Source organism: Campylobacter sp. GTC17093 (genome assembly GCF_055397635.1).
The window spans coordinates 327,717-353,149 of sequence record NZ_AP038832.1; the positions used below are offsets into that span (position 1 = coordinate 327,717).

A 25,433-nucleotide genomic window follows, 5' to 3' on the forward strand; every position below is an offset into this window, starting at 1 on the left:
AAACTATTTTATTTTTAAATTATTTGATAGTATCACAATATCTCTTCAAGACTTTGTATTATTACATTTTTATCAAATTCTGAAATTCTAGCAAAAGCTTTTTGAATTTTTTCTTTTTTATAATTTTTATTATCCAAAGCAAATTTTATTGTCTTTGCTAGCTCTTTAGCATTGCCAACTTCAAATAAATCACCACACTCTCCATAATTTAAAATTTCTCTTGGTCCAATTTCGCAATTAGAAGAAATTACAAAAGTTCCACTTGCCATAGCTTCAACCAAAACAAGCCCAAATCCCTCTGTTTTAGAAGAGAGTATAAAAATATTTGCATTTTTCATCCAGACATATGGATTAGTTTTTTTACCCAAAAATAAAATATTTTTTTCCAAATTCAAATATTTTGTTATTTTCTCTAAACTATATCTGTCTACTCCATCTCCAATAATATAAAGCTTATCACTAATATCAGAGTTATCATACAAAATTTTATATGCCATAATTATTGTTTTTATGTCCTTATGATTTTCATCTATTCTTGTTACTGTACATATATATTTATCTCTAATTAATATTTTTTCATCCTCACTTAATGATGTTTTATCATTTGATTTTAACAAAATATCATTAAAGTCAAAAGGATTATATATTATTTTTATGTTATGATTTTTTAAATTCGGATAAAAACGAATTAGCTGTTCTTTCATTTCTCTTGCTATTGTTACTATGTAATCATATTTATTTAAATTTTTTTCGTATTTAGACCTAAATATCTTAGTAAATTTACCAAAAAAATGCTCTACTGAACCATGTAACCAAATTATTTGTCTTGCTTTTTTATAATTAGTAAAATAAGTTGGGGAAAATTGATAAAAACTTACTATCGCATCAAAGTCGTTTTCTTTTAAAAAAGCCTTTATTTTAGTGTGATAATAGTAAAAATCAAATAAAAAAATTAATATGTATAAAACTATATTAAAAATTATATACTTTTTGCCCAAAGTTCTAAAAGTATATATAAATTTAGTTATTTTTTTACTTTTTATAAAATCATATTTTAGTTCTTTTGGAAGCTCTGGCTCAAGATTATTTCCATCTAAACCCATATTATAATCTATCAATAATCTTACATCATAATTTTTTTTTAATAATTCTTTTAGATAAATTATTGCGCTTTTTTCTATTCCCCCAAATTTAATAAAGGGCAAATAAAACAATATCTTCTTCAAAAAAAACTCCGGGTAAAATATATTACATTTATATTAAATTAGAAAAACCAAACATTAATATACCATAACAAAATAAACCAACCTGAAAAATACAGTTTTAATAAAAACAATACAGCAAATATGATTTATGCGACATATAATCTTCTTGATAAATTATAAATAAATCCACTATCTATAAAAATAGTAAGATAAATAATTTTTTTCAATATTCCAAATTTTTTATTTTTAAGCACATATTTGGGTTTAAAACATTCTGGACATATATTTTTTATTTCTTTGGTAATTTTTATATTAGAAATAGAAACAATGCTTTTAAATAATCCTATATAAAAATCTTCTCTTACTTCTTGCAATACTTGCTTTTCATTTAAAAATGAAAATGATTGTTTATTAAAATTTATATGGTCAATTATTAGCCTTTGGGATTTTTTAGTTGTAATTGAGCTACCATTTACCCTTCTATAATGCAAAAAAGCTTTATTTATATATGCGATTTTATTTGAGTAATAAAACATTTGTATATTTAAATACCAATCTTCAGCAAAAGAAAACTCCGAGAAATTTATTTTTGTATAAATTTCTTTTTTAATTAGTTTATTGCATAACGATGGTAAAATATAATGCGAAAGAATTGACTTTAAATAACTTAGTTTATTACTAGGATTAATATAAGATGAAAAATCTTGATTTATATAAATTTCCCTATTTTTCGAATTTATATACAAATCAGAAACTACTATATCAGCATCAGCTAATCTTGCTGCTTTCATAAATGAGCTTATCATATCAAGCTCGACCCAATCATCGCTGTCTATTTGTATGGTATATTCGCCACTAGCAGCTAATATGCCGTCTTTCCTAGCTATACCAGAACCTTGATTTATTGTATGGTTTATAATTTTTATATCATTTTTTCTATTTGGATATTGTTGTATTATATTATTTAAGATTTCCATAGAGTTATCTTGAGTACAATCATTAATAAATATGTATTCTATATTATCGTAATCTTGTTCAAAAAGACTAATGGCACATTGTTGTATATATTTACTTGTGTTATAAATCGGAATAATTATAGAAACATCATACATATCTACCCTTTAGAAGTATTCAACAATAATATCAAAATCAACTTAAACTCAAGCTATTTTTTAAAAAATGAATTGATTTTTCGCGCATATTATCTAAAATTTGATTTACTTTTTTTATAATCTATTTTTTCACCAAAATTACTATTTTTACTTATAATTCTATCTTCTAAATCAAGTAGCTCAAATAAACTATGAAACCTATCTGCACCTCTTGACTCATTTATCATACAATAAAGCTGTTTTTGAAAAATTATAGAAAAAATACATCCATGAAAAGAATCTGTTACTATATATTCTGAATCATATATTGCTTTGGGCCATTCTTCAACACTTTGAATATTTTTTTATAAAAATTTAGTTTTGACATATCTCCTTTGTATTTATTCCCGCCAAAAGATGCTGCATAAAATATTTTAATAGTATTTTTATCGTCTATAAATCCAAGATAATAATAATCTTTATACTATGCAAAATAATTTGGTCTAAAAACCTGATCACTTCCTATTTGGTTTTTTAGGACTTTCAAATATGACTAAATTTCTAGCAAAATGCTATTGAAGCTAAATTCTTTTTTAACAATTCTACTGCCATCTATTTGATTAAAAAAGCCCTCCCCTTTCTTGGAATTTAACATAACAAGAGATGTGCCTTTGTCTTGATTCATGCTTTTATCAATATTTTCTATGTCCCAAAAATCAGCCAAACTTATATCCGCAACTCTTGGAAAATCTTTAAATTTACAATCATAGCAAGACTCTATTAAAAATAAATGTGTTTGTAAATACCCAACAAAAAAAATGGGTCATTATTTCTATTTTGAACATACTTTTTTCCATTTTCAAATTCCAAACGCATAGAAAATTTATGCCATCTATACGTTTTATCTTTTGCTTTTATTTTAGTAATTTTTGAAAAGAATTTTTTTTAAAAAAATTCTATATATTTTTGGGACACAGCTAGAGAATTAACTCCTAAGCATATAAAATCGCAAGTTATTAAATTTGGATAATCTTTATGATTCAAATACGCATAAAGACCGTAAATTTAATAAGGTGCGCCGCAAACCAAAACTTTTTTACCATCTTTTAATCTCTGTTTAATTTGAGAAAAAACATCCTTCATAAAACTATAGGCATATTTTGAACTTCTTAAATCATCAAGATGAGTTCTATTATCTGTTAATATGTGTGAGATTGTATTGTCTTTATTATAAACAGCACTACTTACAAAACCATTATCTTCAAATACCTTCAAAGCGAGTTCAGAAAAAATACCACCACTTGCGCTATCTAGACGAATTTTTTCATCTTTTGAATGATAGTTATAACAAAAAATCTCTCTTTTTGATTTAAAATTATAAAAAAATATATGCCTAAATTTACAAAAATTGATACAATAAACACTAAAACAAAATTTATAAAATTATTATCTAAATTTGAAGCAATAAAATTAATTCCAATATAAGATAAAATAGCACTTATTAGAACCTTTAAAAAAATTTCTAAAAAAAATTCTTTATACGTTATTTCTAGCCATTTTTTTAAATAAAATATTTCAACCATAAAGCACAAAAAACTAGCCACAATGTATACAATTACGCCAATTGTCATTTCAAAACCAAATTTATAAAAAATAAATGAGACGGGAAATGCAAGAAGTAAAATAAAACCTCCTGTTAGGCTTATTTCGCGTATCTTTCCTGTAGCTTGTATGGCTGCAACAAAAGGCATATCAAGCGAATATACAAGTGCTTGCAATAAAAATAATCTTACAAATATATTAACATTTTGTGGCGTATCTATAAGCCAAAGTGATAAAATATCATCTATATATATAAAAATAGGCAAAGCTATCATCCATAAAATCATAAAATTTATTTTAGAGTTTAAATATAGTAAATTCTTAAGTTTTATTATTTCATTTTGAGCATATAATTTTATTATAGAAGGAGTTAAAGCTTTTTGGAAACTTGCAACAAATAACATGATTCCAGTATGGATTTGCAAAGATACATTATAAGCAGTAACTGTGCTTAAATAAAAGAATATGCTTAACAAAAATCCTATACCATTTCTACACAAAATAACAGCCAAATTTCCAATAGTATTCCAAGAATTATATATCAATATATCTTTTAGCAATATTTTCTCAAAACTTATAAAATAAAATTTAATACTATATTTTTTATAAGTATAAAATATATATATTATTGTTACAAATACAGTTTGTAATAAAAGCCAAAAAGAGTATTCAATAATTTTATTTTCATCATTTTCATTAATTAAAAATATAATAAAAACTTTTAAAAGTATGTCAACTATAGATATCAAAGAATAAGCCGATAAGTCCTCATAAGCACTCATTAGCGATACATATAAATTTTGCATAGCCGTTAAGGATAGCGATAACATAAGCAAATTAAATGTATTTATAAATAAATTTAGCTCATTTTTATCTATATTTATATTCCCATTAAAAAATAATATAAAAATTTCGCTAAACAATATAGATATTATGATCGAAAATATCGAAACTAGGTTAAAATTTCCAAATAAAATCTTAATCTTATGTATATTATTATTACCTAATTCAAATGCAAAAAATCTTTGCGCAGATACTGTAAATACAGTAACCAAAAACAGTGCTATAGTTATAATATTTATGGCAACACAATACATTCCATAGTATTGAGCCCCTAGTTTATCCAATAAAATTCTAACTATATAAAATCCAAGCAACATTACAGCTAAAAGTCTAAAATATAGAAAAACAATATTTTTATAGATTTTTTTATTCAAAATATAGTCCTAATATGCAAATACATTTTAAAAACTTAAAGCAAAACTTGGCGTATTAATATCATAAATTTATTTTCGGATACAAAAAGCGTATTTATCAAATTTTTAACTTTTATACCAAATTATAGCAACTCAAAGTAATAAATTATACATTAAATTCATTTAAAAACATATTGAAAAAACGCTAAATTTAGAGAAAATAAATACTCTTTAGTATAAACCATTATCAAAACTTACATATAATTCAATAAAGGAAAGAATAATGAAAATAGCAATTAGTGGCGGAACTGGTTTTGTTGGTAGTGCATTAGCAAAAGAACTGCAAAAAGAACACGATATAGTCTTAATAAAAAGAGATGATTTTAAGCAAAATAGACTTTTAGAAATTATAAAAAATTGCGATGGCGTAATAAATCTAGCAGGAGCGCCGATATCTAAAAAATGGACAAAAGAGTATAAAAAAAAGCTTTTAAATAGTAGGATAGAAACCACAAAAGCTTTAGTTGAAGCTATGAAAATTACAAAACCGCAAATATTTATATCAACCTCTGCTATTGGTATATACAAAAATGGCTACAGAGGAGGCGAAGAAAACGCTATTTATAATGATGGGTTTTTAGGAACTCTTGCTAAGACTTGGGAAGAAGAGGCTTTAAAAGCTACAAAAGGTAATATAAAAACGACTATATTTAGATTTGGCGTTATTCTTGGTAAAAACGGTGGGGCATTAAAACAGATGGAAATACCTTTTAAGTTAGGACTTGGCGGAAGCATTGGAAATGGTGAAAATATCATGAGCTGGGTTAGTCTTGAAGATGTAATTTGTGCTATTAAATTTGCACTTAGTGGTCATACGAATGGAATCTATAATCTTACTTCACCAAATCCTATAAGCAATAAAAACTTTAGCATAATCTTAGCAGATACTTTTAATAAACCTATGTTTTTATCTGTGCCGATATTTATCTTAAAACTAAAATTTGGCGAAGGTAGCGTTGTTATGACAGATTCCCTTGAAATTTATCCCAACAAATTGCTAAATGAGAATTTTGTCTTTAAGTATCCAAATTTAAAGGAATGCCTAAACAGCATTTACAAATAAATTAAACTTTTAAAATTTTAGCTTTTAAATCACCTTTTGTATGATAATACATAGCACTTGTTACTATGGCATCAATGCCTGTTTTTGCGTACTCTTTTGCATTTTGCAAATTTATGCCACCAGCTGAGATTATCTTGACATATTTGTATTTTTCGTTTCTTACTTTTACGATTTTTACAGTATCATCTAAACTCATTTTATCAAGTTGAATGCAATCGCAAATTTCAAGCAAATTTATGCCATCTTCTAAATTTAAAGCCTCAACTATAAGCTTTTTTTCGATAAATTTAGTTTTTATTTCTCTTAAAAACTCATAAAATTTAGCGTCATTTTCATATAACACTCTATGGTTTTCAAAAAACAAAATACTATCACTTAAATTTAGCCTATGAATCATAGCTCCGCCATCACACAAAGCTTTTATGCAAAATTTTTTTGCATTTGGAAAGGTTTTTCTAGTGCCTAAAATTTGACAATTTTCATTAACACTTCTAACTTCATCAACCATTTTTCTACTATAAGTTGCTATTGCACTCATGTATTCAAGTAAATTTTGAGTTAGTTTCCAAATTTTATGGATATTTTTATAACATCCACTTGCTTTAAAAATGAGTGAATTTGCTTTGATTTTTTGTCCATCTTTTGCCACAAATTCACTCTTGCATCCAAGCTTAAGTGCTATTTCTTTAGCAAATTCTCCGCCACTCATAACTATATCATCTCTACAATATATCTCCAAAATAGCGTCTGCATTAAGATCTTTTTGCAAACACGTAGTCATATCTATGTAAGGCAAATCTTCATTTATGTAATCATCAATTATATTCATTACTTATTCCTCAATTTTACTCAAATTTAGATTAAATGCTTTAGTGTTTACATTTATCTTTTGCCCTATTTTAAGCCCTTTATCGCTATCAACTACAACTTGAGTTAGTTGTTGCCCAATAGAAATAGTTACAACAAATATCGCATCAACTTTTTGCACATCCAATATGGTTCCAATAAATGAGAACTTTTGACTCCCGCTTTGTCTTAGCAAAATATCTTTTGGGGAGCCAAATTTAGTGATTTTGCCATTTTCTAACTCAAGCATCAAATTTGTTAATTTATAAATTTCACTTGGAGAGTGACTAACAAGCATTGTTGTAGTGCCAAATGCTTGATGAATTTCTAAAAGCTCATCTTGAAGTTTTATGCGTAAATTTGGATCAAGAGCAGAAAGAGGTTCATCAAGAAGTAGTAATTTTGGTTTTCTCATCATCGCCCTACCAAGAGCAACGCGTTGTTTTTGACCGCCACTTAGTTTGGCTGGATAACGATTTTTAAATTCCGTTAAATCAAGCATATTAAGAAGTTTGTTACAAAGTTCATAATCTTTTTGTACAAAAAGAAAATTTTTTTCTACACTTAAGTTTTCAAAAAGTGCGTAATCTTGAAAAACAAATCCAATTTTACGATCTTGAGGCTTTAAAAATGTCTTTTCATCTTGCCAAATTTCATCATCTACTTTTATAACTCCAATGCTTTTTTCAAGTCCAGCTAAACATCTAAGAAGGGTAGTTTTACCGCTCCCACTAGCGCCGCTTATAGCTAAAAATGTTCCGCTTTTTACACTAAATTTAACATTTAAAACCATCTTGTCAAACAAAGGCTTATTTATGCAAATTTCTATCATAATTTTGCCTTTTGATTAAAAAAATACACACTAAGCAAAACCACAAAAGACATTACTAACATGATAGCACTATAAATATGAGCCGATTTATAGTCCATAATCTCAGCAAACTCATATATCGCTATGCTTGCCACTTTTGTTTTTCCTTCTATGCTTCCACCAACCATAAGTACTATACCAAACTCACCAACCGTGTGAGCAAAAGTTATAACAAATGCCGTTATTAAAGATGGCTTGATGTTTGGAAGCACTATACAAAAAAGAGTTGTAATCTTGCTTTTACCGCTTAGATACGATGCTTCTATAATGTTTTTATTTAAGCTTTCAAATCCTGATAAAAGTGGCTGAAACATAAAAGGAAGTGAATAAATACAGCTTGCAAACACAAGACCACTAAAGCTAAAAACTAGTTCTATTCCAAAGTTTTCAAATAAAAACCCACCTATGAGAGAATTCTTTGAAAAACCAAAAAGCAAATAAAATCCCACAACAGTAGGTGGCAAGACAAGTGGCAAGGCTGCTATACTCTCTACAAAAGGCTTTATCTTGCTTTTAGTGCCACTAAGGACATAAACAACTGGCAAAACTACAATAAATAGCACAAAAGTAGTAATAAAAGCGAGCTTAAAAGATACAAGAAATGGAGTAAAATTTATCAAATTTCACTCCTGTTTTGAACTAAAAACATATCTGTTGATTTTATTAGAAAAACAACACTCTGCCCAACTTTTAAATTTAGCCTATTTGCCGAGCTTGTAGTTATTAAAGACGATATAAAAATACCATTTTTATCGCCAATGATTTGAGTTAAAATTTCACCTTTTTCAATGCTCTTAATACAAACCTCTATTTGATTTGAGTAGCTTAAATCATCTTTTTTTGTTTTACAAATAGCAACTGCTGATGATTTAAACCCAACTATAATTTCATCTTCTAAAGTAGCTGAAATTTCAAGCGAAACAAAAGCTAAATCCCCAACTTCGCTTGTTAAATTTATGAGATTTAAAGAGTGGTTAGACTTTATACCAACTACTTTAGAAATAATCTTATTCGTATCCATGTTTTGCAAATATCGCTTTTGCTACGTCACTTTTTATAAATTTATAAAAATCATTTGCTAGCTTATCCTTTTCATGAGTTTTTATCAAAACCATGCCTTGGTCAAGTGGAGTATAAATCGCCCTATCAACTTCTATAAAATTTTCCCCTTTTTTATACTCATCTTTGCCACTAAGAGCCGATTTTGGTATAAAGCCTATCTCAGCAGCACTAAGCGCGTAAGGTAAAACACCAGATATACTATCTGCTTGAACTATTTTATCTTTTATACTTTCATAAACTCCAGCCTTTTTAAATGCTTCAAGAGAAGCTATACCATAAGGCGCTGTTTTTGTATTCGCAACGGCAATTTTATGTATATCTTTATCTTTTAAAAGTTCCAAACCTTTAGTCATATCGCGCTTATCTTTACTAAACATGACCAAAACTCCTCTTGTATAAGCCTCAGCAGGAGCTGTAGCAAGACCGTTTTTAAACACATCTTGTGCAAAATCCATATTTGCAGCCATAAATACAGCATAATCAGCACCATTTTTTATCTGCGCATTTAGCTTTCCACTACTTGCTAAAACAACTTCTAGCGTATCATTTGGATTTGTTTTTAAAAACTCGGCTTTTAAATCCTCCAAGACATAGCCTATATTTGCAGCAGCAGCAACTCGTATGTTTGCCGCATTTAAAAAACATACGCTAACCAAAATTAAAAGTAACTTTTTCATTTTTCCCCCTATAAACCTATCATAACTTCACTTGATTTTATCACACCAAAAGCCATTTTTCCCTCTTTTAATCCAAGATTATCAACCGAACTTTGAGTTATAATGGCAGTTAAAATTTGTCCTACGCCTATTTTTAAACTAACTTCTGAATTCACCTCGCCTTTTATAATTTTCTCAACTTTACCTTTTATAATATTTCTAGCACTTATTGCCAAGTCTTGAGTTGTTGATATCATTACAGAGCTTGATTTTATTATAGCCTTTACTTCTTTTCCTATCTCAAGATCTAAATTCTCAGCTGAAGTTTTTGTTATATTTGATGAAATTTTTGCACCACCTTTTAAAGCAATTAAAATGTCTGAATTTACTTTATCGTGTTTAATGTTTTCTACTTTACCACTAAATACATTTCTAGCGCTTATTTGCATCGTTAACCTTTCTAAATTTAATATATTTCCGCTATTAAAGTCTATGTTTTTAGAAATTTGCTCTAAAAAGTTTTTTTGGATATTTTCTATATTTTCATAAGTTTTTATAAGCTTTTTTGCATACTCACTAAGCGTACTACCACCGCCATATTTTCCACCACACTTTCCTTCTACAAGAGGTTTTTCAGATAGATTATTCATAAGATCAACAGCATCCCAAGCAGACTTATAACTCATGGGAACATTTTTAGCAGCTTGCAAGATTGAACCGGTTTTATCTATTTCTTTTAAAAGCTTAATGCGTTTTGCAAGTACAAAATCACTGCTGTTTGATTTAATTATAAAATTTGAAACTAATTCCATTTTTTTCCTTTGGACAAAATTATAATAACTTTTTTCTTAATTATATATTATTATATATAACGCTTTTAATGTTTTGTATTATCATGAAAAAACTGTAAAATATTCTATAATTTAAAGAAATCAAGATAAAATATAATCCAAGAAATAAGGCTTATTTACATTTTTACAAGGTTTTTTATGAATTTTGAGTTTATAAAAGAGTTTTATCCTATGTTTATCACAGCTGGTATACTTACGATAAAAATTGCATTTTATGGGGTAATTTTGTCAATTATAATCGGGCTTCTTTCAATGTGTACTAGGATTTTACATCTTAAAGTTTTAACTAAGATTTTTGATATTTACATTGAAATTTCAAGAAATACACCACTTCTTATTCAGCTTTTTTTCTTATATTATGGTTTGCCAAAAATCGGTATAAGACTAGATAGCCTTACATGTGGAGTTGTAGGCCTTGCGTTTTTAGGTGGAAGCTATATGAGTGAGAGTTTTAGACTAGGATACGAAGCAGTTAAAAAAGCACAGATTGAAGCTGGACTTAGCATAGGACTTAATAAAATGCAACTTATATATCATGTGATTTTACCACAAGCATTTTTTGTTGCTCTTCCATCAATTAGTGCAAATATAATATTTTTAACCAAAGAAACATCTGTTGTTAGCGTTATAGCTTTGGCTGATTTGGTGTATACTACAAAAGATATTATGGGGCTTTACTACATGACAAACGAAGCTTTATTTATGTTAATTGTTAGCTATCTTATCATTATTTTACCAATTTCTTTAGGGCTAACACTTCTTGAGAAAAGACTTAGCTATGTTTGATATTTTATTTGAAGGAAATAACTTTTTACGCCTCATGCTTGGGCTTTGGGTTACTATAAAAATTTCACTCATATCTATAGCTTTTTCACTAATTGGCGGTATGGTTTTAGGCGTTTTAATGAGCTCAAAAAACCGCTTTATTTACACATTTTTAAAAATAGGTCTTGAGATTGTTAGAGTAATGCCCCAGATTGTCTGGTTAATGCTAGTATATTTTGGACTTAGCAAATGGTTAAATATCCATACAAGTGGAGTTAGTGCTGCAATTATAGTTTTTAGCATTTGGGGAATTTTTGAAATGATGGACTTAGTAAGAGGTGCAATAAAAAGCATACCAAAGCATCAGTTTGAAAGTGCTACAAGTCTTGGACTAAAAAATGCCCAAATTTACTCATATATCATCATACCACTTGCAATGAGGCGTTTGGTACCAGCGTCTATAAATTTACTAAGCAGGATGATTAAAACAACATCTATTGTTGTTTTAATAGGCGTTGTTGAAGTAGTAAAAGTTGGTCAGCAAATCATAGATAGCACAGTATTTACGGATAACTATGCAGCATTTATAATATATGGATTTATATTTTTTCTATATTTTGCAATTTGTTATCCAGTATCAAAATTCTCAAAAATTTTAGAAGATAGGTGGAATTAATGCAAGTCTTAAAGCTTAATAAAATAAATAAATTTTACGGCACAACTCATGCGTTAAAAGATATAAGTTTTAGCGTAAACAAAGGCGAAGTTGTGGTTATACTTGGACCATCTGGGTGCGGCAAAAGCACAACTTTAAGATGTATAAATGGGCTTGAGCATATACAAAGTGGAGAAATGGAGATTTTAGGGACTAAAATAAATCCCAAATTTAACAACTGGAGAGAAATCAGACAAAAAGTTGGTATGGTTTTTCAAAGTTATGAGCTATTTGATCATTTAAATGTTATGCAAAATGTCATTTTAGGACCTATGAAAGTCCAAAATAAAAGTAAAGATGAAGCGGTAGAAAATGCTAAATTTTGGTTTCAAAAAGTTGGTTTATTGGAAAAGCAAAATGCACATCCAAAGGAGTTAAGCGGAGGGCAAAAACAAAGAATTGCGATAGTTAGAGCGCTTTGTATGAATCCAGAAATAATGCTATTTGATGAAGTTACAGCAGCGCTTGATCCAGAAATAGTAAGAGAGGTTCTTGATGTTATGCTAAATCTTGCAAGTGATGGTAGAACGATGGTTATAGTTACTCACGAAATGAGCTTTGCAAAAGGCGTGGCGGATAGGATTATTTTTATGGATAAAGGGGAAATCGTTGAAATTTCTACTCCGGATAAGTTTTTTACAAATCCAAAAACAGATCGTACTAAAAAATTTCTAAATATGTTTGAATTTAATAAACAGCATTAAATAAATTTTGATATTAATATAATTAAATTAGCCCTTAGGATAAGGGAATTCAGATTTTTAAGGAAAGAAATGAAAAAATTTCTAACACTTGTAGCTACGCTTTTATTTGCAGTAGCAACTATAAACGCTTCAACACTTGATGAGATTAAAGCTCGCGGTGTTATTAAAATCGGAGTTTTTGGCGATAAAATGCCATTTGGATACATTGATGCACAAGGTAAACATCAAGGATATGATATAGCTTTAGCAAAGCGTATAGCAAAAGAGCTTTTTGGAGATGAAAGCAAGATAGAATTTTTAATTGTTGATCCTGCAACTAGAGTTGAGTTCTTAAATGCCAATAAAGTTGATATCATCTTAGCAAATTTTACAAAAACAAAAGATAGAGAAAGGGTTGTTGACTTTGCAAATCCTTACATGAAAGTTAGTATCGGTGTAGTTAGTAAAGAAAGTGCGCCAATAAAAAGTCTAGATGATCTAAAAGGCAAGACACTACTTATCAACAAAGGAACAACCTCTGATTTGTATTTTACAAAAAACAATCCAAATGCCAAGATTTTAAAATTTGACCAAATAGCAGAAACTCTTGCAGCCATGCTTGATGGTAGAGGCGATGCTTTAACGCATGATAATGTGTTTTTATTTGCTTGGGCCAAAAATAATCCCGGTTTTGTTGTGGGAATTCAAACTTTAGGCAACGAAGATGTTATAGCTCCAGCCGTTAAAAAAGGCAATAAAGGGCTTCTTAACTGGCTAAATGAATTAATCACAAAGCTTGAGGGTGAGAAATTTTTCCACAAAGCATATGATGAAACCATAAAACCTATATATGGTGATGATATAGATCCTAAAAATGTTTTGATAGAAAAATAGATTTAGAGCCTCTAGGCTCTAAATCTATAAAAAATTTCTTACATTTTAATATTTTATTACAAATTTTAAATTTTTATCTTTAAAATATATAAATCTCAAGCTATATTCTAGTAAGATTTATCCCTATATATTATTTTTTCATACTAAAATATATTGAGTAATATTTAGTTTTAAGTTTTATTGTACTACCATACGAATCTAAAATATTATTTTAAAAGGAAATAACAATGGAATTTTTACAACTCCTTTTGGTTTTAATAGCTTTAATAGTTATTATAAAAAAACCAAATATGGAAAATATTGCACTTACGATAGTCGCCTTTTCTTGGTTATTTATGATTTATTTTTATATAGGACATAAATCATCAGCACTCTTAACTATAATGAATCTCTAAAGGAAAAATATGAACGATATAAAAAAAGTTAAATTATTTTATACTTTAATGTGCTTAGCTGGCTTTTTAATTACACTTTTGCCAGTTGGAATTGCAAATCTTTATTTTGGGTATGTATTAAAAGATAGCCCTTGCACACTTTGCTGGGGACAAAGAGAGGCAATGATATTTATAGGCGTACTTGCACTTTTTATAGTAAGATATGGACTAAAACCTAAATATATAGCGATGCTTCTTATAGTTGCTGCTTTTGGACTTTGGCAGTCTTTTGCCCATTATGGAAATCATACTCACAGAGACCTTGATCAAGGTTTTGGTTTAGCAGTATTTGGTCTACACACATATTTTTGGGCCGAAGTTGTATTTTGGTCTGTTATTGTAATGCTTGGCATTATGTTTTTCTTCGCTCCTAAATTTAGTGCTTTTACTGAGGAAATGGGTAATGAAAAATATAGAAAACTTAGTAAGCCAGCCATGTTTGCATTTATAATATCAGCTTTTATAATAGCTTCAAATGTTTTCCAAGCTTTTGTTAGTACAGGTATACCTCCTTACGCTGGACAAGGCGATCCTGTAAGATTTAGTCTAGATAAAAAATATATCATTTGGGATAAAACTGGAAATAATGACAACTATAAAACAATTTCATTTTTAGGTAAAAGAGATGTAAAAGCTCCAGATTATGCTTTTGCACCAGCTACAAAGCTAGGTATAAATTTTGATAATGACTCATCAAAAGCTCCACTAAATGTAGATGAGAGTCTAAAAATATCTTCTAGCATGGATATAAATTTATCAAAACCTATCAACTCACTTGAGTTTGCAAATGGCGAATTTATAGCAAGCTCAAAATGGGATGTTTATTTTATGGATGAAAATTTTAATGTATCAAGAGAGCTAGAGCTAGATCCATACTACTCTGCAACCATTGATCCTATCATAAGCGTTAATGCACTTAGTGAAAACAAATTTATCCTAATGGGCTCAAACAAAAGCTTCTTAAAATTTGCAAAAAACGATAAAGCTGATGAAGTGGCTGGTTATGCTAATTTTTTAAAAGGAGCAGATAAATTTGAAGCAAACAAAGAAGATCTTGGAAGAGGTAGAATTAGCACTGTAAGAGCAAAACTAAATCACATTGCTAGTATGGCAAATGATGGTAAATACATTTATACAGCTACAACTCCAAATAATAAAGATAAAAAAACTTTTGTAATATCAAAAATTTTGATAAGTGACATGACTTTATCTGCAGAATTTACACCAAGCGCAACTCTAAAAGATGGTGCAAATTTAGGCGATCTTTACATAACTTCTATGGTATTTAAGGATGATAAAATTTATGCACTTAGCAGAAATCACAATGTGATAGTAGTAATTGATCCAAAAAATGAGAAGATAGAAAAAACAATCTCTTTCCCAAGCGATATAAAAAATGCTAGAAGTTTGGTGTTTAAAGATGGAAAACTTCACATACTTTCTTATCAAGATAACAAAAATACACTATTTACACTAGAATAAATTTAAGCCCTTCTTAGGGCTTAAATTATATTTGTCTACTTAAAAATTCTTCAATATCTTTGTAAATTTTAGGCGCAGCACTTAATGCAGTTTCATTATAAACTTTATCAAAATATCTATCTATTTTAGAGCTTGCAAGATTATTTAGTATGCTTAACTTTGCCATACTAGCATAACTTGCTATATCCAAAACTTCTCCACTTGAACCAATACATACAAAAAGCTTCATCTCATGAAGTCTTTGATACAAAACCTCATAAAATGGCGCCATTTCTCCAAACATCACAATATGATGACGCAAAAATTCACTTCCACACTTTGGGCATTTTTTGCCACGCATATCATCATAGCCTATATCAAAAATTTTACCACATCTCTCGCATCTAAGTTTTGTTAGCTCTCCGTGCAAATGCACAACATCTTCGCATCCTGCTCGTTCAAGTAAATCATCGACATTTTGGGTTAAAACAGAAATTTTATCTTTAAATTTAGCTTTTAAATTCGCAATATTAAAATGTGCGGCATTTGGTTTTACATCTTTAAGTTGCAATCTTCTTTTATCATAAAAATCAAGAACCTTTTTTCTATCTTTTGCAAAACCTTGCACAGAGCAAACCTCCATCACATCATACTCTTCCCAAAGCCCGCCATTATCTCGAAAAGTTTTTAAACCACTGTCTGCACTAAGTCCAGCTCCACTTAATATTAAAACCTCATTCATTTTTCTTCTTTTAGGCAAAAATCTCATTGATATTTTTTTCAAACTCCAAACTAACCAAAAATTCAGTTTTATAGATAAGTTTTTTTTCGCCAACTTCCAAGATTAGAGTTAGCTTATTATCTCCACCATTTTTATGTTCCAAATGAGCTCTTGAATAAATTTTGTTAATGATATCTTGATTTAACCTGTTCTCATCTAGAGAAACTTCTAAATTTCCATAAGTTTTTTTCGTTTCAGTCATTTGTGATTTTTGATAAAAAGTCTTTTTCTTTCTTGGAGTAAAGTTAAAATTTTCTGCATCATCTAAATTTCCCATACTTAAAAATCTAGTGCTTATCTGTGAGTTTTCATTTGTTAAATTTATTGCAAATATATATGGCTTTTGTTTATCTTCATCGCTTAAGCTAGAAAATTGCTCTAGCGAGTTTTCAAAAACAGTCATAGAAAAAACACCATAAAGATCTAACAGCTTAACAATAGCCATTTTATTGCCTTTTTTGGTAATTCTATTATTTATCTCTTCTATTTTTGCCACAACCATGATATCACTTGAACCACTAATTTCTCCAAAAGAATTGCTAAAAGTTATATTTTCTAGAGATTTTATCTTATCTTCATGGTCTTTTAGTGGATGCCCAGAAAGATAAATACCAAGAGTTTCAAGCTCATATCCTAAAATTTCCATCAACGGAAGCTCTTCGTCTGTTTTTAAAATATCAACTTTGACTTGACTTATGCTCTCATCATCACCAAATAGTGATTCTTTTGCATTTTTCTTTATAGCATCAGAACCTTTACATGCATCTAAAATATTTTCAACATTTCTTAGTAAGCACATCCTGCTTAATCCAAGACAGTTTATAGCGCCAGCTTTTATAAGTGATTCTAGAACTTTTTTGTTTACCTTAAAGCTATCAACTTTTGAGACAAAATCGTCTATATCTTTATACCCACTCTCGCCTCTTTGCTCTACTATGTTTTCTATAGCGCCAAGACCAACGCCTTTTATAGCGCCAAGACCATAGATAATTGACTTTCCATCATCACTAACGCTAAATTGCCTAATAGATGTATTTATACTAGGTGGCAAAAGTTTTATGCCAAGTCTTTTTATCTCATCCATGTATCTAGCAAGTTTATCTGCGTTACTTTCTTCACTTGTCAAAAGTGCTGCCATAAACTCAGCTGGATAATGCGCTTTTAAGTATGCAGTTTGAAATGTGATAAGCGAATATGCTGCCGCGTGAGATTTATTAAATCCATATGAAGCAAATTTCATAATAAGTTCAAATAACTCATCGGCCTTTTTTACATTATATCCTCTTTCTTGTGCACCTTTTAGATATTGTTCTTTCATCGCCGAAAGTTTTTTCTCATCTTTTTTACCCATTGCACGGCGCACTAAATCAGCTTCACCAAGACTAAAGCCACCGATTCTTTGCACGATTTGCATAACCTGCTCTTGATAAACGATAATTCCGTAAGTTGGTTCTAAAATCTCTTTTATATCATTTATGAGGTATTCAACCTTAGCTCTTCCATGTTTTCTATCTATAAAATCTGGAATTAGATCCATTGGTCCTGGGCGATAAAGTGCTATCATAGCAATTATATCCTCAAAACAGTCAGGCTTCAACCTAACTCCAAGCTCTTGCATACCGCCACTTTCTATCTGAAATACACCAAGAGTTTTTCCACTTTGTATCAGCTCGTATGTTTTTTTCTCGTTAAAATCTATCTGTTCCCAAAGTATATCTTTATCATATCTTCTTTTTATGAGCATTAAAGCGTTGTTTATAACAGTAAGTGTTTTTAAGCCAAGAAAGTCAAATTTGATTAAGTCAACATCTTCAAGGTAATCCTTAGCATACTGCGTAACATAGTGCCCATCTTCACTATTTGATTGCTTAAAAAGCGGAGTTTTACTCCAAAGCGGTTCATTGCTTATCACAACACCAGCTGCGTGCATTCCTGCATTTCTGTTTAGTCCTTCTAAGTCGTTTGAGTATTTCCAAATTTGATTTGCCAAAGGATTGCTGTTTATAAGTTCTGTAATCTTTGGCTCTTTTTGAATAGCACCATCTATCAACTCGCCATTTTTATCCTTATGTCCACTAAGTGTGATTTTAAGCTCATCTGGTATGAGTTTTGCCATCTCGTCAGCTTCTTTATAAGGCATATCACAAACCCTTGCAACATCTCTTATAACGCCTTTTGCCAAAAGTTTACCAAAAGTTGCAACCTGTGCAACATTGTAACTTCCATATTTTTCTATGACATAATCAATTATCTCTCCTCTTCTATCTTGACAAAAATCCACATCTATATCTGGCATACTTATACGATCAGGATTTAAAAAACGCTCAAAAAGTAAGTTATATGGAAGCGGATCAATATCTGTTATCCTAAGACTAAAAGCTACCAATGAGCCAGCAGCCGAGCCTCTTCCTGGACCAACAGGAACACCTCTATCCTTTGCCTCTCTTATGAAATCCCAAACTATAAGCATATATCCTGGAAATTTCATCTTATCAATGATAGCTATTTCATGATCTAGTCTATCTTTATAAAACTGATGTTTTTCTTGCGGGATAAACTCTAACCTCTCTTCAAGACCTTTTTTTGCAACCATCTCAAAAAACACAGCATCATTTTCAAAACTATACTCATTTTCTGGCTCAGGCAAGCTTATGCCCATCTCTTTAGCATACTGTGTTGTAAATTTGAAATTTGGCGGTGTTGGATCACCAAGATGAAGCTCTAAATTACATTTATTTACAACTTCTGTAGTGTTTTCGATAACTTCTGGAATATCAGCAAAAATTTCTCTCATCTGTTCATCAGTTTTTACATAAAACTCATGAACACTATGTCTTAATCTATCTTTATCATTTAACGTTTTTTTCATAGCTATACACATAAATACTTCGTGCGCTTCGGCTCTTTGTTTAAATGTATAGTGAGAGTCGTTTGTAGCGATAACCTTTATGCCAGTTTCTTTTGAAATTTGTAAAATTTGATCGTCAATCGCTCTTTGTTCACTTATACCATGACGCATAATTTCAAGATAAAAATCATCACCAAATATCTCTTTGTATTCAAGAGCTACTTCTTTTGCTTTTTCATAGCCTTTTGCGCCATATTTTTTATTTCTCTCGCTTAAATTTAGATGCCAGTTCACTTCACCTGCCAAACAAGCAGATGAACAAATAAGCCCTTCACTATGCTCTTTTAAAATCTTTTTATTTATTCTTGGATAATAATAAAATCCTTTGATATAGGCCATAGAACTAAGATACATAAGATTTTTATATCCTATCTCATTTTTGGCTATCAAAATAAGGTGAAATCTCTGTTTTGTACTCTTATCTTCTATATCATCACCATTATGAATATAAGCCTCCATTCCTATGAGAGGCTTTATACCAGTAGCTTTCATTGTTTTGTAAAAATCAATCGCGCCAAACATATTGCCATGATCTGTTATCGCGCAAGCTTCTACGCCTTGTTCTTTTAGTGTTGAGGCTAGCTCTTTTATCTTGTTAGCGCCATCAAGAAGCGAGTATTCTGTATGTAAATGTAAATGTGTAAATTTGCTCATAATAAATCCAATTTCATGTAGTAGATTTATATTACACTTTTTTTGATTAAGATATAATAAACATCTATTTAATGCCGCATTTAGGTATTTATTTATAGTAAGTTTAAAGTCTTACTACTTTATGAAACAACGATTTAAAAAATATCACACTGGACAAAAACCGACTATATCAACATTAAAGATAAATTTAGCCCAGACTACCAACTTTTAAAGCAAAACGCCAAAATTCCAATTATAACAAGACCAAGCGATGCAACCATAATTCTTTTACTTTTGCTTAACATTTTCTCTCCTTAATTTTTATGCAACCATAATCAATTTGAAAAAATGTTTTATAACAATGCCAATAAAGCCACTAAATTTATAATAATACAATATTGTATTATCTATACAAAAATATATGAAACAGAAATCTGTTTTAATTTACTTCATTGCATTAATAATATCTTCCATAAATAATTTTGCTCCAAAGTATGATAAATGATTTTCGCCATTAAATAATGCTCCATTTTGATTAAATGTTAAGCATTTCGAAGATTCATTACACATTTTACCGTTCATATCTATATAAGTTACATTCAGTCCTTTAAGAGCCCTTCTAATATCATTATCAATATTAGTTGTAGGTATGGCATCGAATTCATATTCGAAAGTTAGTTTGCCACTACTTACTTGCCTTTTTAGTTCTTTTGCTACATCAAAAATTTTATTATCTTTAAAAGGAAGTGGCGGCTGAAGCAATATAATAGGATTATGCCCAAGAGATATCAGCTTTTCAATAGCAGCTCTAAAATTCTGATAAACCTCATCTCCTGTAAGTTTTTCTTTAGCCTCTGTTGTTACATTTGGTATGTAATTATCAATAGGCTTTTTACCGCCATAAAATTGAGTGAAATTTGCACCAATCAAAAAATTTGATGGTTTTAATTTCTGTATTTTAATCCATCTTTTTTTGTTTATATCAGAACACTGTGGAACATTTCCAAACCAAATTCCCTCCAAAAGCAAAGGGCATTGCTCATAATCTAAATACATAGTGCTTATATTTTTTTGTTCAGAAAATATATAATCAAAAACACCTACAAAAGAATCACCGGCTATGACTAAGTTTTTACCACCATTATCTATTTCGCAAGCCTCTGAAGGTTCTCTCATAGCACAAGGCTTTCCATATATTTTTAGTCTTCTAAATTCTGGTATTTCAAAATGTCTTAATGTTTCTGCCGCAATTTTACTTTTTCTAAATTTATAACCCTCTGTATATTGAGCACCTTTATAAAATAATACAATAGTAAAAATTAAAAACAATAATATAAAATATTTTTTATTATTTTTGCTTCTCCTTATTGGGTTTTCAAAAAATTTATATGAAAATGCAGAAACTACAATAATTAATATAAGCAATATGATAAAAACTTTATTGTTAATTTCTCCTTGACTAAATCTATAAAATACAAGTATTGGTTGATGATACAAATACAATGAATAAGATATAACTCCAATAAATATCGCTGATTTTAATGTAAATATTTTATATACAAGACTGTCTTCTTGTATAAATAATATAAAAAAAGCGGTCCCAATAATGACCCATAAACTAACAAAACCAGGATGAGAATCAGTATCTCTAAAAAATATAATGCAATAAAGTATTATAACTAAACCAAAGGCAGATAAAAAATTATTGATTTTATTCTCTTTTATATACTTTGAAGCTAAATAAACTATACCTCCAGCAAATAACTCCCAAACTCTAGAAATTGTTGAATAAAAAGCAATAGTTGGATTGATTTTCATTAAATAAAGACAATAGAAAAATGAACATGCAAAAAGTATAATTAAAATCTGTTCAAAATTATTATTAAAAAGTTTTTTAATAATATATACTATAAATGGGAAAACCAAATAATATTGCCACTCAATACCAAGACTCCATGTGTGCAATAATATTTTATATCTACTAGAATCTGCTATATAAGAGTCTTCATTCATAAAAATATAATTTGAAAAAAATGCAATAGCCCCTTTTAATTGTTCTATAAAATTTAATATATCGTGTGGTATCAAAAAAATTAAAGTAAGAAAACAAGAAAATGCTAGCATTAAAAGTAGTGCTGGATATATTCTATCAATTCTACTTTTATAAAATGTAAATAATGTTGTAGATCTATCTATTAGTATGCCTGTAATTAAAAATCCTGAAAGCACAAAAAATATGTCAACTCCAAGGAATCCTCCTGGTAAGATTCTAAATCCAATACAGTTTAATTCTGCGTGATATATTATTACAGATAAAACAGCAAGAGCTCTTAATCCATCGAGCTCATATCTATAAGATTTATTTGTCATTTATTACCTTTTATTATTTTAAACAAATATTATATATAATATTTGTTTAAATTTTGATATAAGAATATTGAGCCTTAATATTTTTTGACATTTGCGATGTATGATATATAATATTGCCGGGTTTTTAGGTTATTTTGTCGCCTTTTACATCTCTTTTAATATCTTAAAACAGCCTCTATTACGCTTTATAAGTGATTTGTTATCTAATCATGGATTAAGTTGACAATGTCATTTATGCTATTTTCTTGCGATAAATTTTCTATGCGTTCATGAAGTGGTGCAAAAAAGTGCTAAACATAAAATATTATAACAGCATCAAAACAACTAGCTATAAGCATAGCAGTATGGTTTGCAACACTTTTATACTTATCTTTTAATTTTTAAAAAGCGTATTTAGTGTAAAATAAATTCATAATTTTCCAAAACTTCTATATTTAGCTTTTTGTTAATACCTCAACACTACAAGTATACAACTCTTGCCTTTGTATTATAGTAAAAACAATTATCTGTTTTAAATTTAAAGATAATATAAATGCGCCTAAAACTCCACTGTTCATCAAGATGTAGCTATATCAACTTCTAGTTTTTTCATAAAGAATTTCGCCTTTTTTGAGGCTAACTAGCGATGAAGTTTCTAAAATCTCTTTTTATCGCTTTTATTTATATAAATTGTCTATAAACTCTAAATTTAAAAGCTTGCTATTTTGGTGCTAAGCATAAAAACCTTTGTAACTAAGTCGCTGAAATATAGGCTAATTATATATAATATTTTCAAATAAAAATATATTTTATAAATTTTTACTATTTATAAGTATAATGCTAAAAAATAAAGGAGAAAAAATGAAAACATTAAACAAAGAAGAGATAGCTGAAGTTATGTCAAGCGGAAGTGGCGTGGTTTATTTTGGTGCGCCTTGGTGCAAAGACTGCAAATTTGCTAAGCCCATACTTGAGGAGCTTAAAAAGTCATATCAAAATGTAAACTTTTATGATGTAAATGTTGATGATAGCGAAGGTGTGAGAGATGAATACTCTATAAGACATATACCAACGATATTTTACCTAAAAGATGGCAAAGAGATGCATGAAAGAGTTGTAGAGCCTCATAGCAAAAATACCATAGAAGAAGGTATAAAAAAGATTATATGATTTAAATAAAACGATTTTTATTTTATACTAAAGTCGCTTTATTTTTATAAAAACTTTCATTATCTTTATATATTTAACAAATTTTAGCTAAAATAACAGAAATTATAACAAAGTATATTAAGGTATATTTATGAAAAAAACTATTTTCGCTCTCACAACTGTACTTTTTTTGAGTGCTTGTTCAAACAAAAATTTTATGCATGATCCTATAAAAAATGAGCTTTTAGCATACACCCAAAAAACAGAAGTTATAAATAAAAATCAAAGAGTCTTAGTATTAGGCACATATTTAAATCCAGCCTATCCAGATCTTGTTAGCGAAAACTTAGAAGAGCATTTTATAGTAGCAATTTATCCAAAAGAAACAGAAGTTGCAAAAGGTTCATTTACAATAAACAGAAGTTCACAAAATGTAGTTGTAAGAGAATTGCAAGAGGGCGATGAACTTCTAAAAAGAGTAGCCTTTAGCGTCCCTTGGGGGAAATACTATGAGATAGTTTCCCCACAAAAAAACACAGATGTTATAAGGATTAATTTCGAAATCTATCCATCGGCTCGGATCGAGTTAGCATTTCAAAAAGTGTCTGTATCGATGTATTGGCAGCCAAAGCGTTAAGGTAAACAACATAGTTTGCCAAAACCTTTTTACCATAATTTCTTGTTTCATCAGCTTTTACAAGCTCCATGCTTAAAAATGGTTCGTATTTACCCTTTGAAAACAGATTGTCTTCTACTAGCATTTTTTTTGTCATACCTATGCCACCATTGTATGCATATGCTATAAAAATTGGATGATAAAGATATTTTTCCAAATAGTCTAGATGAATATTTGCAAATTCATAAGCAACTTCTGGTTTAAACATATCATCTTGATCAAAATTTTCTAGTTTTAACTGTTTTTTACCTATATCGTTTGCCAAAAACGGCATAAATTGCATCATTCCTAGCGCGTAAGAAACAGAAATTGCACTTGGTATAAATCTGCTTTCTTGTCTAGCTATAGCAAAAATTAGTGCTTTTCTATGTGCCTCAACACCGCTTAACAAATAATCGTATGCCATAGGATAATAATGAGTTTTATATTCACTAGCTTTTTCCATCATATAGCTATAATGCCCAACAGTTTCAACTGTATAAAATTTAGTAGCAAAATCGCTAAGTTGTGAACTATTCATATCTTTTATTGTTTGCTTTGTATATTCCCAAGTAAATGGATCACTTATACTATAGTATTTTAAAGTAGCGACTTGTGGGCGTGGAATAATGATATCTTTTTTATTTGCACCAGTAATTTCTCTTGCATAAATGCTATAAATATTAATATCAGTGCTATCTGCTATATTTTGGAGTACATTTTTATCTTTACTTAAATAATAAACCCAAAAATTTGCATTATCTTTAGCCATAGGAGAGCTACCTAAATTTGCAGCACGGGAAAAGAAATTTATTGCTCTATCTTTTTTATCAAAAAGTAAAGAATTTACACCAAGATAAAAAGCCGTATCATAAGAATATGCATTTTTAGGATCAGCATCTAGAAGAGAGCGCCTAAATTTTGGCATAGATTTATTTAAAACACTCTCTTTTAACAAGCTTTCAAATCTTTTTTCAGATATAAGTTGATTGATAAAATTTATATTATAACTTTTATCAAAAGTTTCTTTATTATTATAGATACTATAATATGTTAAAAAATTTCCACTATCCAAAGTGCACTCATAGTATGAAATTGGATCATTTGAATTTAACCCATATAGCATATTTGCAGAGCTTGGATGAGATGCTTGATATTTTTGTATCAAGATGTTTCTATCTTCGTTGCTTAGTTTTATAACTCTACTCATGTATAAAAGTTTTATTTGACAACTCTCGTTTGCATCCATAATGTTTGGGTAAGCTAGCTCACATTCAGGTATAACCTTTGGTTTTTCACCAACTACTTTTTCAATAGCTGTTTTTAGTCTACCTCTATATCTATAAACATCATCTCTAAGCTCATAGACATCTTCTTTAGAGTATTGTCCTTCAGTGAGTAATCTATAAAAATAGTAATCTTTAGCCAAACTCTTTGGTTGTTTTTTTAAATTCTCAACTCCAACAACTCCACCAAAACAAAAACTCAAGCATAAAAAAAATA

25 protein-coding genes and 1 pseudogene are annotated in these 25,433 nt (G+C 29.1%); 9 read left to right on the forward strand and 17 right to left on the reverse strand.

Annotated elements, in window-relative coordinates:
- Positions 1-32: 32 nt before the first annotated feature.
- The 7 genes and pseudogenes from ACZ5VL_RS01595 to ACZ5VL_RS01625 all read right to left on the reverse strand — a co-directional run bounded on the left by ACZ5VL_RS01595 (position 33) and on the right by ACZ5VL_RS01625 (position 5,115).
- Positions 33-1,226, reverse strand: coding sequence for a glycosyltransferase (locus ACZ5VL_RS01595; RefSeq protein ID WP_464199310.1), 1,194 nt, complete (start codon positions 1,224-1,226; stop codon positions 33-35).
- Between the two features lie 125 nt (positions 1,227-1,351).
- Complete coding sequence (locus ACZ5VL_RS01600) at positions 1,352-2,317, reverse strand: glycosyltransferase family 2 protein (RefSeq protein WP_464199312.1); 966 nt, start codon at positions 2,315-2,317, stop codon at positions 1,352-1,354.
- An 89-nt stretch (positions 2,318-2,406) separates the two neighbouring features.
- On the reverse strand, positions 2,407-2,544 hold the full coding sequence (locus tag ACZ5VL_RS01605) for a hypothetical protein (RefSeq protein ID WP_464199314.1): 138 nt from the start codon (positions 2,542-2,544) through the stop codon (positions 2,407-2,409).
- A 48-nt stretch (positions 2,545-2,592) separates the two neighbouring features.
- A pseudogene (locus ACZ5VL_RS01610) lies at positions 2,593-2,655 on the reverse strand (hypothetical protein); the annotation flags it as partial.
- A gap of 194 nt (positions 2,656-2,849) precedes the next feature.
- Positions 2,850-3,116 (reverse strand): Coenzyme F420 hydrogenase/dehydrogenase, beta subunit C-terminal domain, encoded by a 267-nt coding sequence (locus ACZ5VL_RS01615; RefSeq protein WP_464200229.1) that lies wholly within the window; start codon positions 3,114-3,116, stop codon positions 2,850-2,852.
- Between the two features lie 245 nt (positions 3,117-3,361).
- Positions 3,362-3,571 (reverse strand): hypothetical protein, encoded by a 210-nt coding sequence (locus tag ACZ5VL_RS01620; protein ID WP_464199316.1) that lies wholly within the window; start codon positions 3,569-3,571, stop codon positions 3,362-3,364.
- Between the two features lie 35 nt (positions 3,572-3,606).
- Positions 3,607-5,115 carry an MATE family efflux transporter gene (locus tag ACZ5VL_RS01625; protein ID WP_464199318.1) on the reverse strand — a complete coding sequence of 503 codons (1,509 nt, stop codon included), beginning with the start codon at positions 5,113-5,115 and terminating at the stop codon, positions 3,607-3,609.
- A gap of 262 nt (positions 5,116-5,377) precedes the next feature.
- Here ACZ5VL_RS01625 and ACZ5VL_RS01630 point away from each other — a divergent pair, with 262 nt between their 5' ends.
- Complete coding sequence (locus tag ACZ5VL_RS01630; protein WP_464199319.1) at positions 5,378-6,217, forward strand: TIGR01777 family oxidoreductase; 840 nt, start codon at positions 5,378-5,380, stop codon at positions 6,215-6,217.
- A gap of 1 nt (position 6,218) precedes the next feature.
- Here ACZ5VL_RS01630 and modD read toward each other — a convergent pair whose 3' ends face one another.
- From modD to ACZ5VL_RS01660, 6 genes are read right to left on the reverse strand one after another with little or no spacing between them, the layout of a single operon-like run.
- Positions 6,219-7,046 (reverse strand): ModD protein, encoded by an 828-nt coding sequence (modD, locus tag ACZ5VL_RS01635; RefSeq protein WP_464199321.1) that lies wholly within the window; start codon positions 7,044-7,046, stop codon positions 6,219-6,221.
- A 3-nt stretch (positions 7,047-7,049) separates the two neighbouring features.
- On the reverse strand, positions 7,050-7,895 hold the full coding sequence (locus ACZ5VL_RS01640; protein ID WP_464199323.1) for a sulfate/molybdate ABC transporter ATP-binding protein: 846 nt from the start codon (positions 7,893-7,895) through the stop codon (positions 7,050-7,052).
- Positions 7,892-8,551 carry a molybdate ABC transporter permease subunit gene (gene modB / locus ACZ5VL_RS01645; RefSeq protein WP_464200230.1) on the reverse strand — a complete coding sequence of 220 codons (660 nt, stop codon included), beginning with the start codon at positions 8,549-8,551 and terminating at the stop codon, positions 7,892-7,894. The genes ACZ5VL_RS01640 and modB overlap by 4 nt, the downstream gene beginning before the upstream one ends.
- Complete coding sequence (locus ACZ5VL_RS01650; protein WP_464199325.1) at positions 8,551-8,955, reverse strand: TOBE domain-containing protein; 405 nt, start codon at positions 8,953-8,955, stop codon at positions 8,551-8,553. The genes modB and ACZ5VL_RS01650 overlap by 1 nt, the downstream gene beginning before the upstream one ends.
- Positions 8,942-9,673, reverse strand: a complete 732-nt coding sequence (gene modA / locus ACZ5VL_RS01655; protein WP_464199327.1) for a molybdate ABC transporter substrate-binding protein — start codon at positions 9,671-9,673, stop codon at positions 8,942-8,944. Before modA ends, ACZ5VL_RS01650 begins: the two co-directional genes overlap by 14 nt.
- A gap of 8 nt (positions 9,674-9,681) precedes the next feature.
- Positions 9,682-10,464: a TOBE domain-containing protein gene (locus ACZ5VL_RS01660; RefSeq protein WP_464199329.1), complete on the reverse strand. Its 783-nt coding sequence runs from the start codon at positions 10,462-10,464 to the stop codon at positions 9,682-9,684.
- A gap of 177 nt (positions 10,465-10,641) precedes the next feature.
- Between ACZ5VL_RS01660 and ACZ5VL_RS01665 the strand changes: the two genes are divergently transcribed.
- From ACZ5VL_RS01665 to dsbI, 6 genes are all read left to right on the forward strand, one after another.
- Entirely contained in the window at positions 10,642-11,289 is a 648-nt protein-coding gene (locus tag ACZ5VL_RS01665) for an amino acid ABC transporter permease (protein ID WP_464199331.1), read from the forward strand.
- Positions 11,282-11,944, forward strand: coding sequence for an amino acid ABC transporter permease (locus tag ACZ5VL_RS01670; protein WP_464199333.1), 663 nt, complete (start codon positions 11,282-11,284; stop codon positions 11,942-11,944). The genes ACZ5VL_RS01665 and ACZ5VL_RS01670 overlap by 8 nt, the downstream gene beginning before the upstream one ends.
- The gene (locus ACZ5VL_RS01675; RefSeq protein ID WP_464199335.1) at positions 11,944-12,687 is read left to right on the forward strand and encodes an amino acid ABC transporter ATP-binding protein; all 744 of its coding nucleotides are present in this window, start codon (positions 11,944-11,946) and stop codon (positions 12,685-12,687) included. The genes ACZ5VL_RS01670 and ACZ5VL_RS01675 overlap by 1 nt, the downstream gene beginning before the upstream one ends.
- 69 nt (positions 12,688-12,756) lie before the next feature.
- Positions 12,757-13,560 (forward strand): cysteine ABC transporter substrate-binding protein, encoded by an 804-nt coding sequence (locus tag ACZ5VL_RS01680; RefSeq protein ID WP_464199336.1) that lies wholly within the window; start codon positions 12,757-12,759, stop codon positions 13,558-13,560.
- A 227-nt stretch (positions 13,561-13,787) separates the two neighbouring features.
- On the forward strand, positions 13,788-13,955 hold the full coding sequence (locus ACZ5VL_RS01685; protein ID WP_464199337.1) for a dihydroneopterin aldolase: 168 nt from the start codon (positions 13,788-13,790) through the stop codon (positions 13,953-13,955).
- A gap of 9 nt (positions 13,956-13,964) precedes the next feature.
- On the forward strand, positions 13,965-15,476 hold the full coding sequence (gene dsbI / locus ACZ5VL_RS01690) for a disulfide bond formation protein DsbI (RefSeq protein ID WP_464199339.1): 1,512 nt from the start codon (positions 13,965-13,967) through the stop codon (positions 15,474-15,476).
- A 25-nt stretch (positions 15,477-15,501) separates the two neighbouring features.
- On the opposite strand, the gene ACZ5VL_RS01695 is transcribed toward dsbI, so the two are convergent.
- From ACZ5VL_RS01695 to ACZ5VL_RS01705, 3 genes are all read right to left on the reverse strand, one after another.
- On the reverse strand, positions 15,502-16,197 hold the full coding sequence (locus ACZ5VL_RS01695) for an SIR2 family NAD-dependent protein deacylase (RefSeq protein ID WP_464200231.1): 696 nt from the start codon (positions 16,195-16,197) through the stop codon (positions 15,502-15,504).
- 10 nt (positions 16,198-16,207) lie between these two features.
- On the reverse strand, positions 16,208-19,798 hold the full coding sequence (dnaE, locus tag ACZ5VL_RS01700; protein WP_464199341.1) for a DNA polymerase III subunit alpha: 3,591 nt from the start codon (positions 19,796-19,798) through the stop codon (positions 16,208-16,210).
- A gap of 423 nt (positions 19,799-20,221) precedes the next feature.
- Entirely contained in the window at positions 20,222-22,147 is a 1,926-nt protein-coding gene (locus ACZ5VL_RS01705; protein ID WP_464199343.1) for an acyltransferase family protein, read from the reverse strand.
- Positions 22,148-22,987: 840 nt separating this feature from the next.
- On the opposite strand from ACZ5VL_RS01705, the gene ACZ5VL_RS01710 reads away from it, so the two are divergent.
- Together ACZ5VL_RS01710 and ACZ5VL_RS01715 are read left to right on the forward strand one after the other, a co-directional pair.
- Entirely contained in the window at positions 22,988-23,296 is a 309-nt protein-coding gene (locus tag ACZ5VL_RS01710; protein WP_464199345.1) for a thioredoxin family protein, read from the forward strand.
- 130 nt (positions 23,297-23,426) lie between these two features.
- Positions 23,427-23,912, forward strand: a complete 486-nt coding sequence (locus tag ACZ5VL_RS01715; RefSeq protein ID WP_464199347.1) for a membrane lipoprotein lipid attachment site-containing protein — start codon at positions 23,427-23,429, stop codon at positions 23,910-23,912.
- On the opposite strand, the gene ACZ5VL_RS01720 is transcribed toward ACZ5VL_RS01715, so the two are convergent.
- A complete protein-coding gene (locus ACZ5VL_RS01720) occupies positions 23,827-25,419 on the reverse strand; it encodes a lytic transglycosylase domain-containing protein (RefSeq protein WP_464199348.1) in 1,593 nt (530 codons plus the stop codon). The two genes, ACZ5VL_RS01715 and ACZ5VL_RS01720, sit on opposite strands and share 86 nt — an antisense overlap.
- Positions 25,420-25,433: the final 14 nt, after the last annotated feature.

What these genes read in the sequence shown, in the direction of transcription:
- ACZ5VL_RS01660 (WP_464199329.1), bottom strand. Translation starts at nt 10,464, where the DNA reads ATGGAATTAGTTTCAAATTTTATAATTAAATCAAACAGCAGTGATTTT.
- ACZ5VL_RS01600 (WP_464199312.1), bottom strand. Translation starts at nt 2,317, where the DNA reads ATGTATGATGTTTCTATAATTATTCCGATTTATAACACAAGTAAATAT.
- ACZ5VL_RS01685 (WP_464199337.1), top strand. Translation starts at nt 13,788, where the DNA reads ATGGAATTTTTACAACTCCTTTTGGTTTTAATAGCTTTAATAGTTATT.
- ACZ5VL_RS01705 (WP_464199343.1), bottom strand. Translation starts at nt 22,147, where the DNA reads ATGACAAATAAATCTTATAGATATGAGCTCGATGGATTAAGAGCTCTT.
- modD (WP_464199321.1), bottom strand. Translation starts at nt 7,046, where the DNA reads ATGAATATAATTGATGATTACATAAATGAAGATTTGCCTTACATAGAT.
- ACZ5VL_RS01650 (WP_464199325.1), bottom strand. Translation starts at nt 8,955, where the DNA reads ATGGATACGAATAAGATTATTTCTAAAGTAGTTGGTATAAAGTCTAAC.
- ACZ5VL_RS01630 (WP_464199319.1), top strand. Translation starts at nt 5,378, where the DNA reads ATGAAAATAGCAATTAGTGGCGGAACTGGTTTTGTTGGTAGTGCATTA.
- ACZ5VL_RS01710 (WP_464199345.1), top strand. Translation starts at nt 22,988, where the DNA reads ATGAAAACATTAAACAAAGAAGAGATAGCTGAAGTTATGTCAAGCGGA.
- ACZ5VL_RS01715 (WP_464199347.1), top strand. Translation starts at nt 23,427, where the DNA reads ATGAAAAAAACTATTTTCGCTCTCACAACTGTACTTTTTTTGAGTGCT.
- dnaE (WP_464199341.1), bottom strand. Translation starts at nt 19,798, where the DNA reads ATGAGCAAATTTACACATTTACATTTACATACAGAATACTCGCTTCTT.
- ACZ5VL_RS01605 (WP_464199314.1), bottom strand. Translation starts at nt 2,544, where the DNA reads ATGATAAATGAGTCAAGAGGTGCAGATAGGTTTCATAGTTTATTTGAG.
- ACZ5VL_RS01670 (WP_464199333.1), top strand. Translation starts at nt 11,282, where the DNA reads ATGTTTGATATTTTATTTGAAGGAAATAACTTTTTACGCCTCATGCTT.
- ACZ5VL_RS01640 (WP_464199323.1), bottom strand. Translation starts at nt 7,895, where the DNA reads ATGATAGAAATTTGCATAAATAAGCCTTTGTTTGACAAGATGGTTTTA.
- modA (WP_464199327.1), bottom strand. Translation starts at nt 9,673, where the DNA reads ATGAAAAAGTTACTTTTAATTTTGGTTAGCGTATGTTTTTTAAATGCG.
- ACZ5VL_RS01680 (WP_464199336.1), top strand. Translation starts at nt 12,757, where the DNA reads ATGAAAAAATTTCTAACACTTGTAGCTACGCTTTTATTTGCAGTAGCA.
- ACZ5VL_RS01665 (WP_464199331.1), top strand. Translation starts at nt 10,642, where the DNA reads ATGAATTTTGAGTTTATAAAAGAGTTTTATCCTATGTTTATCACAGCT.
- ACZ5VL_RS01695 (WP_464200231.1), bottom strand. Translation starts at nt 16,197, where the DNA reads ATGAATGAGGTTTTAATATTAAGTGGAGCTGGACTTAGTGCAGACAGT.
- dsbI (WP_464199339.1), top strand. Translation starts at nt 13,965, where the DNA reads ATGAACGATATAAAAAAAGTTAAATTATTTTATACTTTAATGTGCTTA.
- ACZ5VL_RS01675 (WP_464199335.1), top strand. Translation starts at nt 11,944, where the DNA reads ATGCAAGTCTTAAAGCTTAATAAAATAAATAAATTTTACGGCACAACT.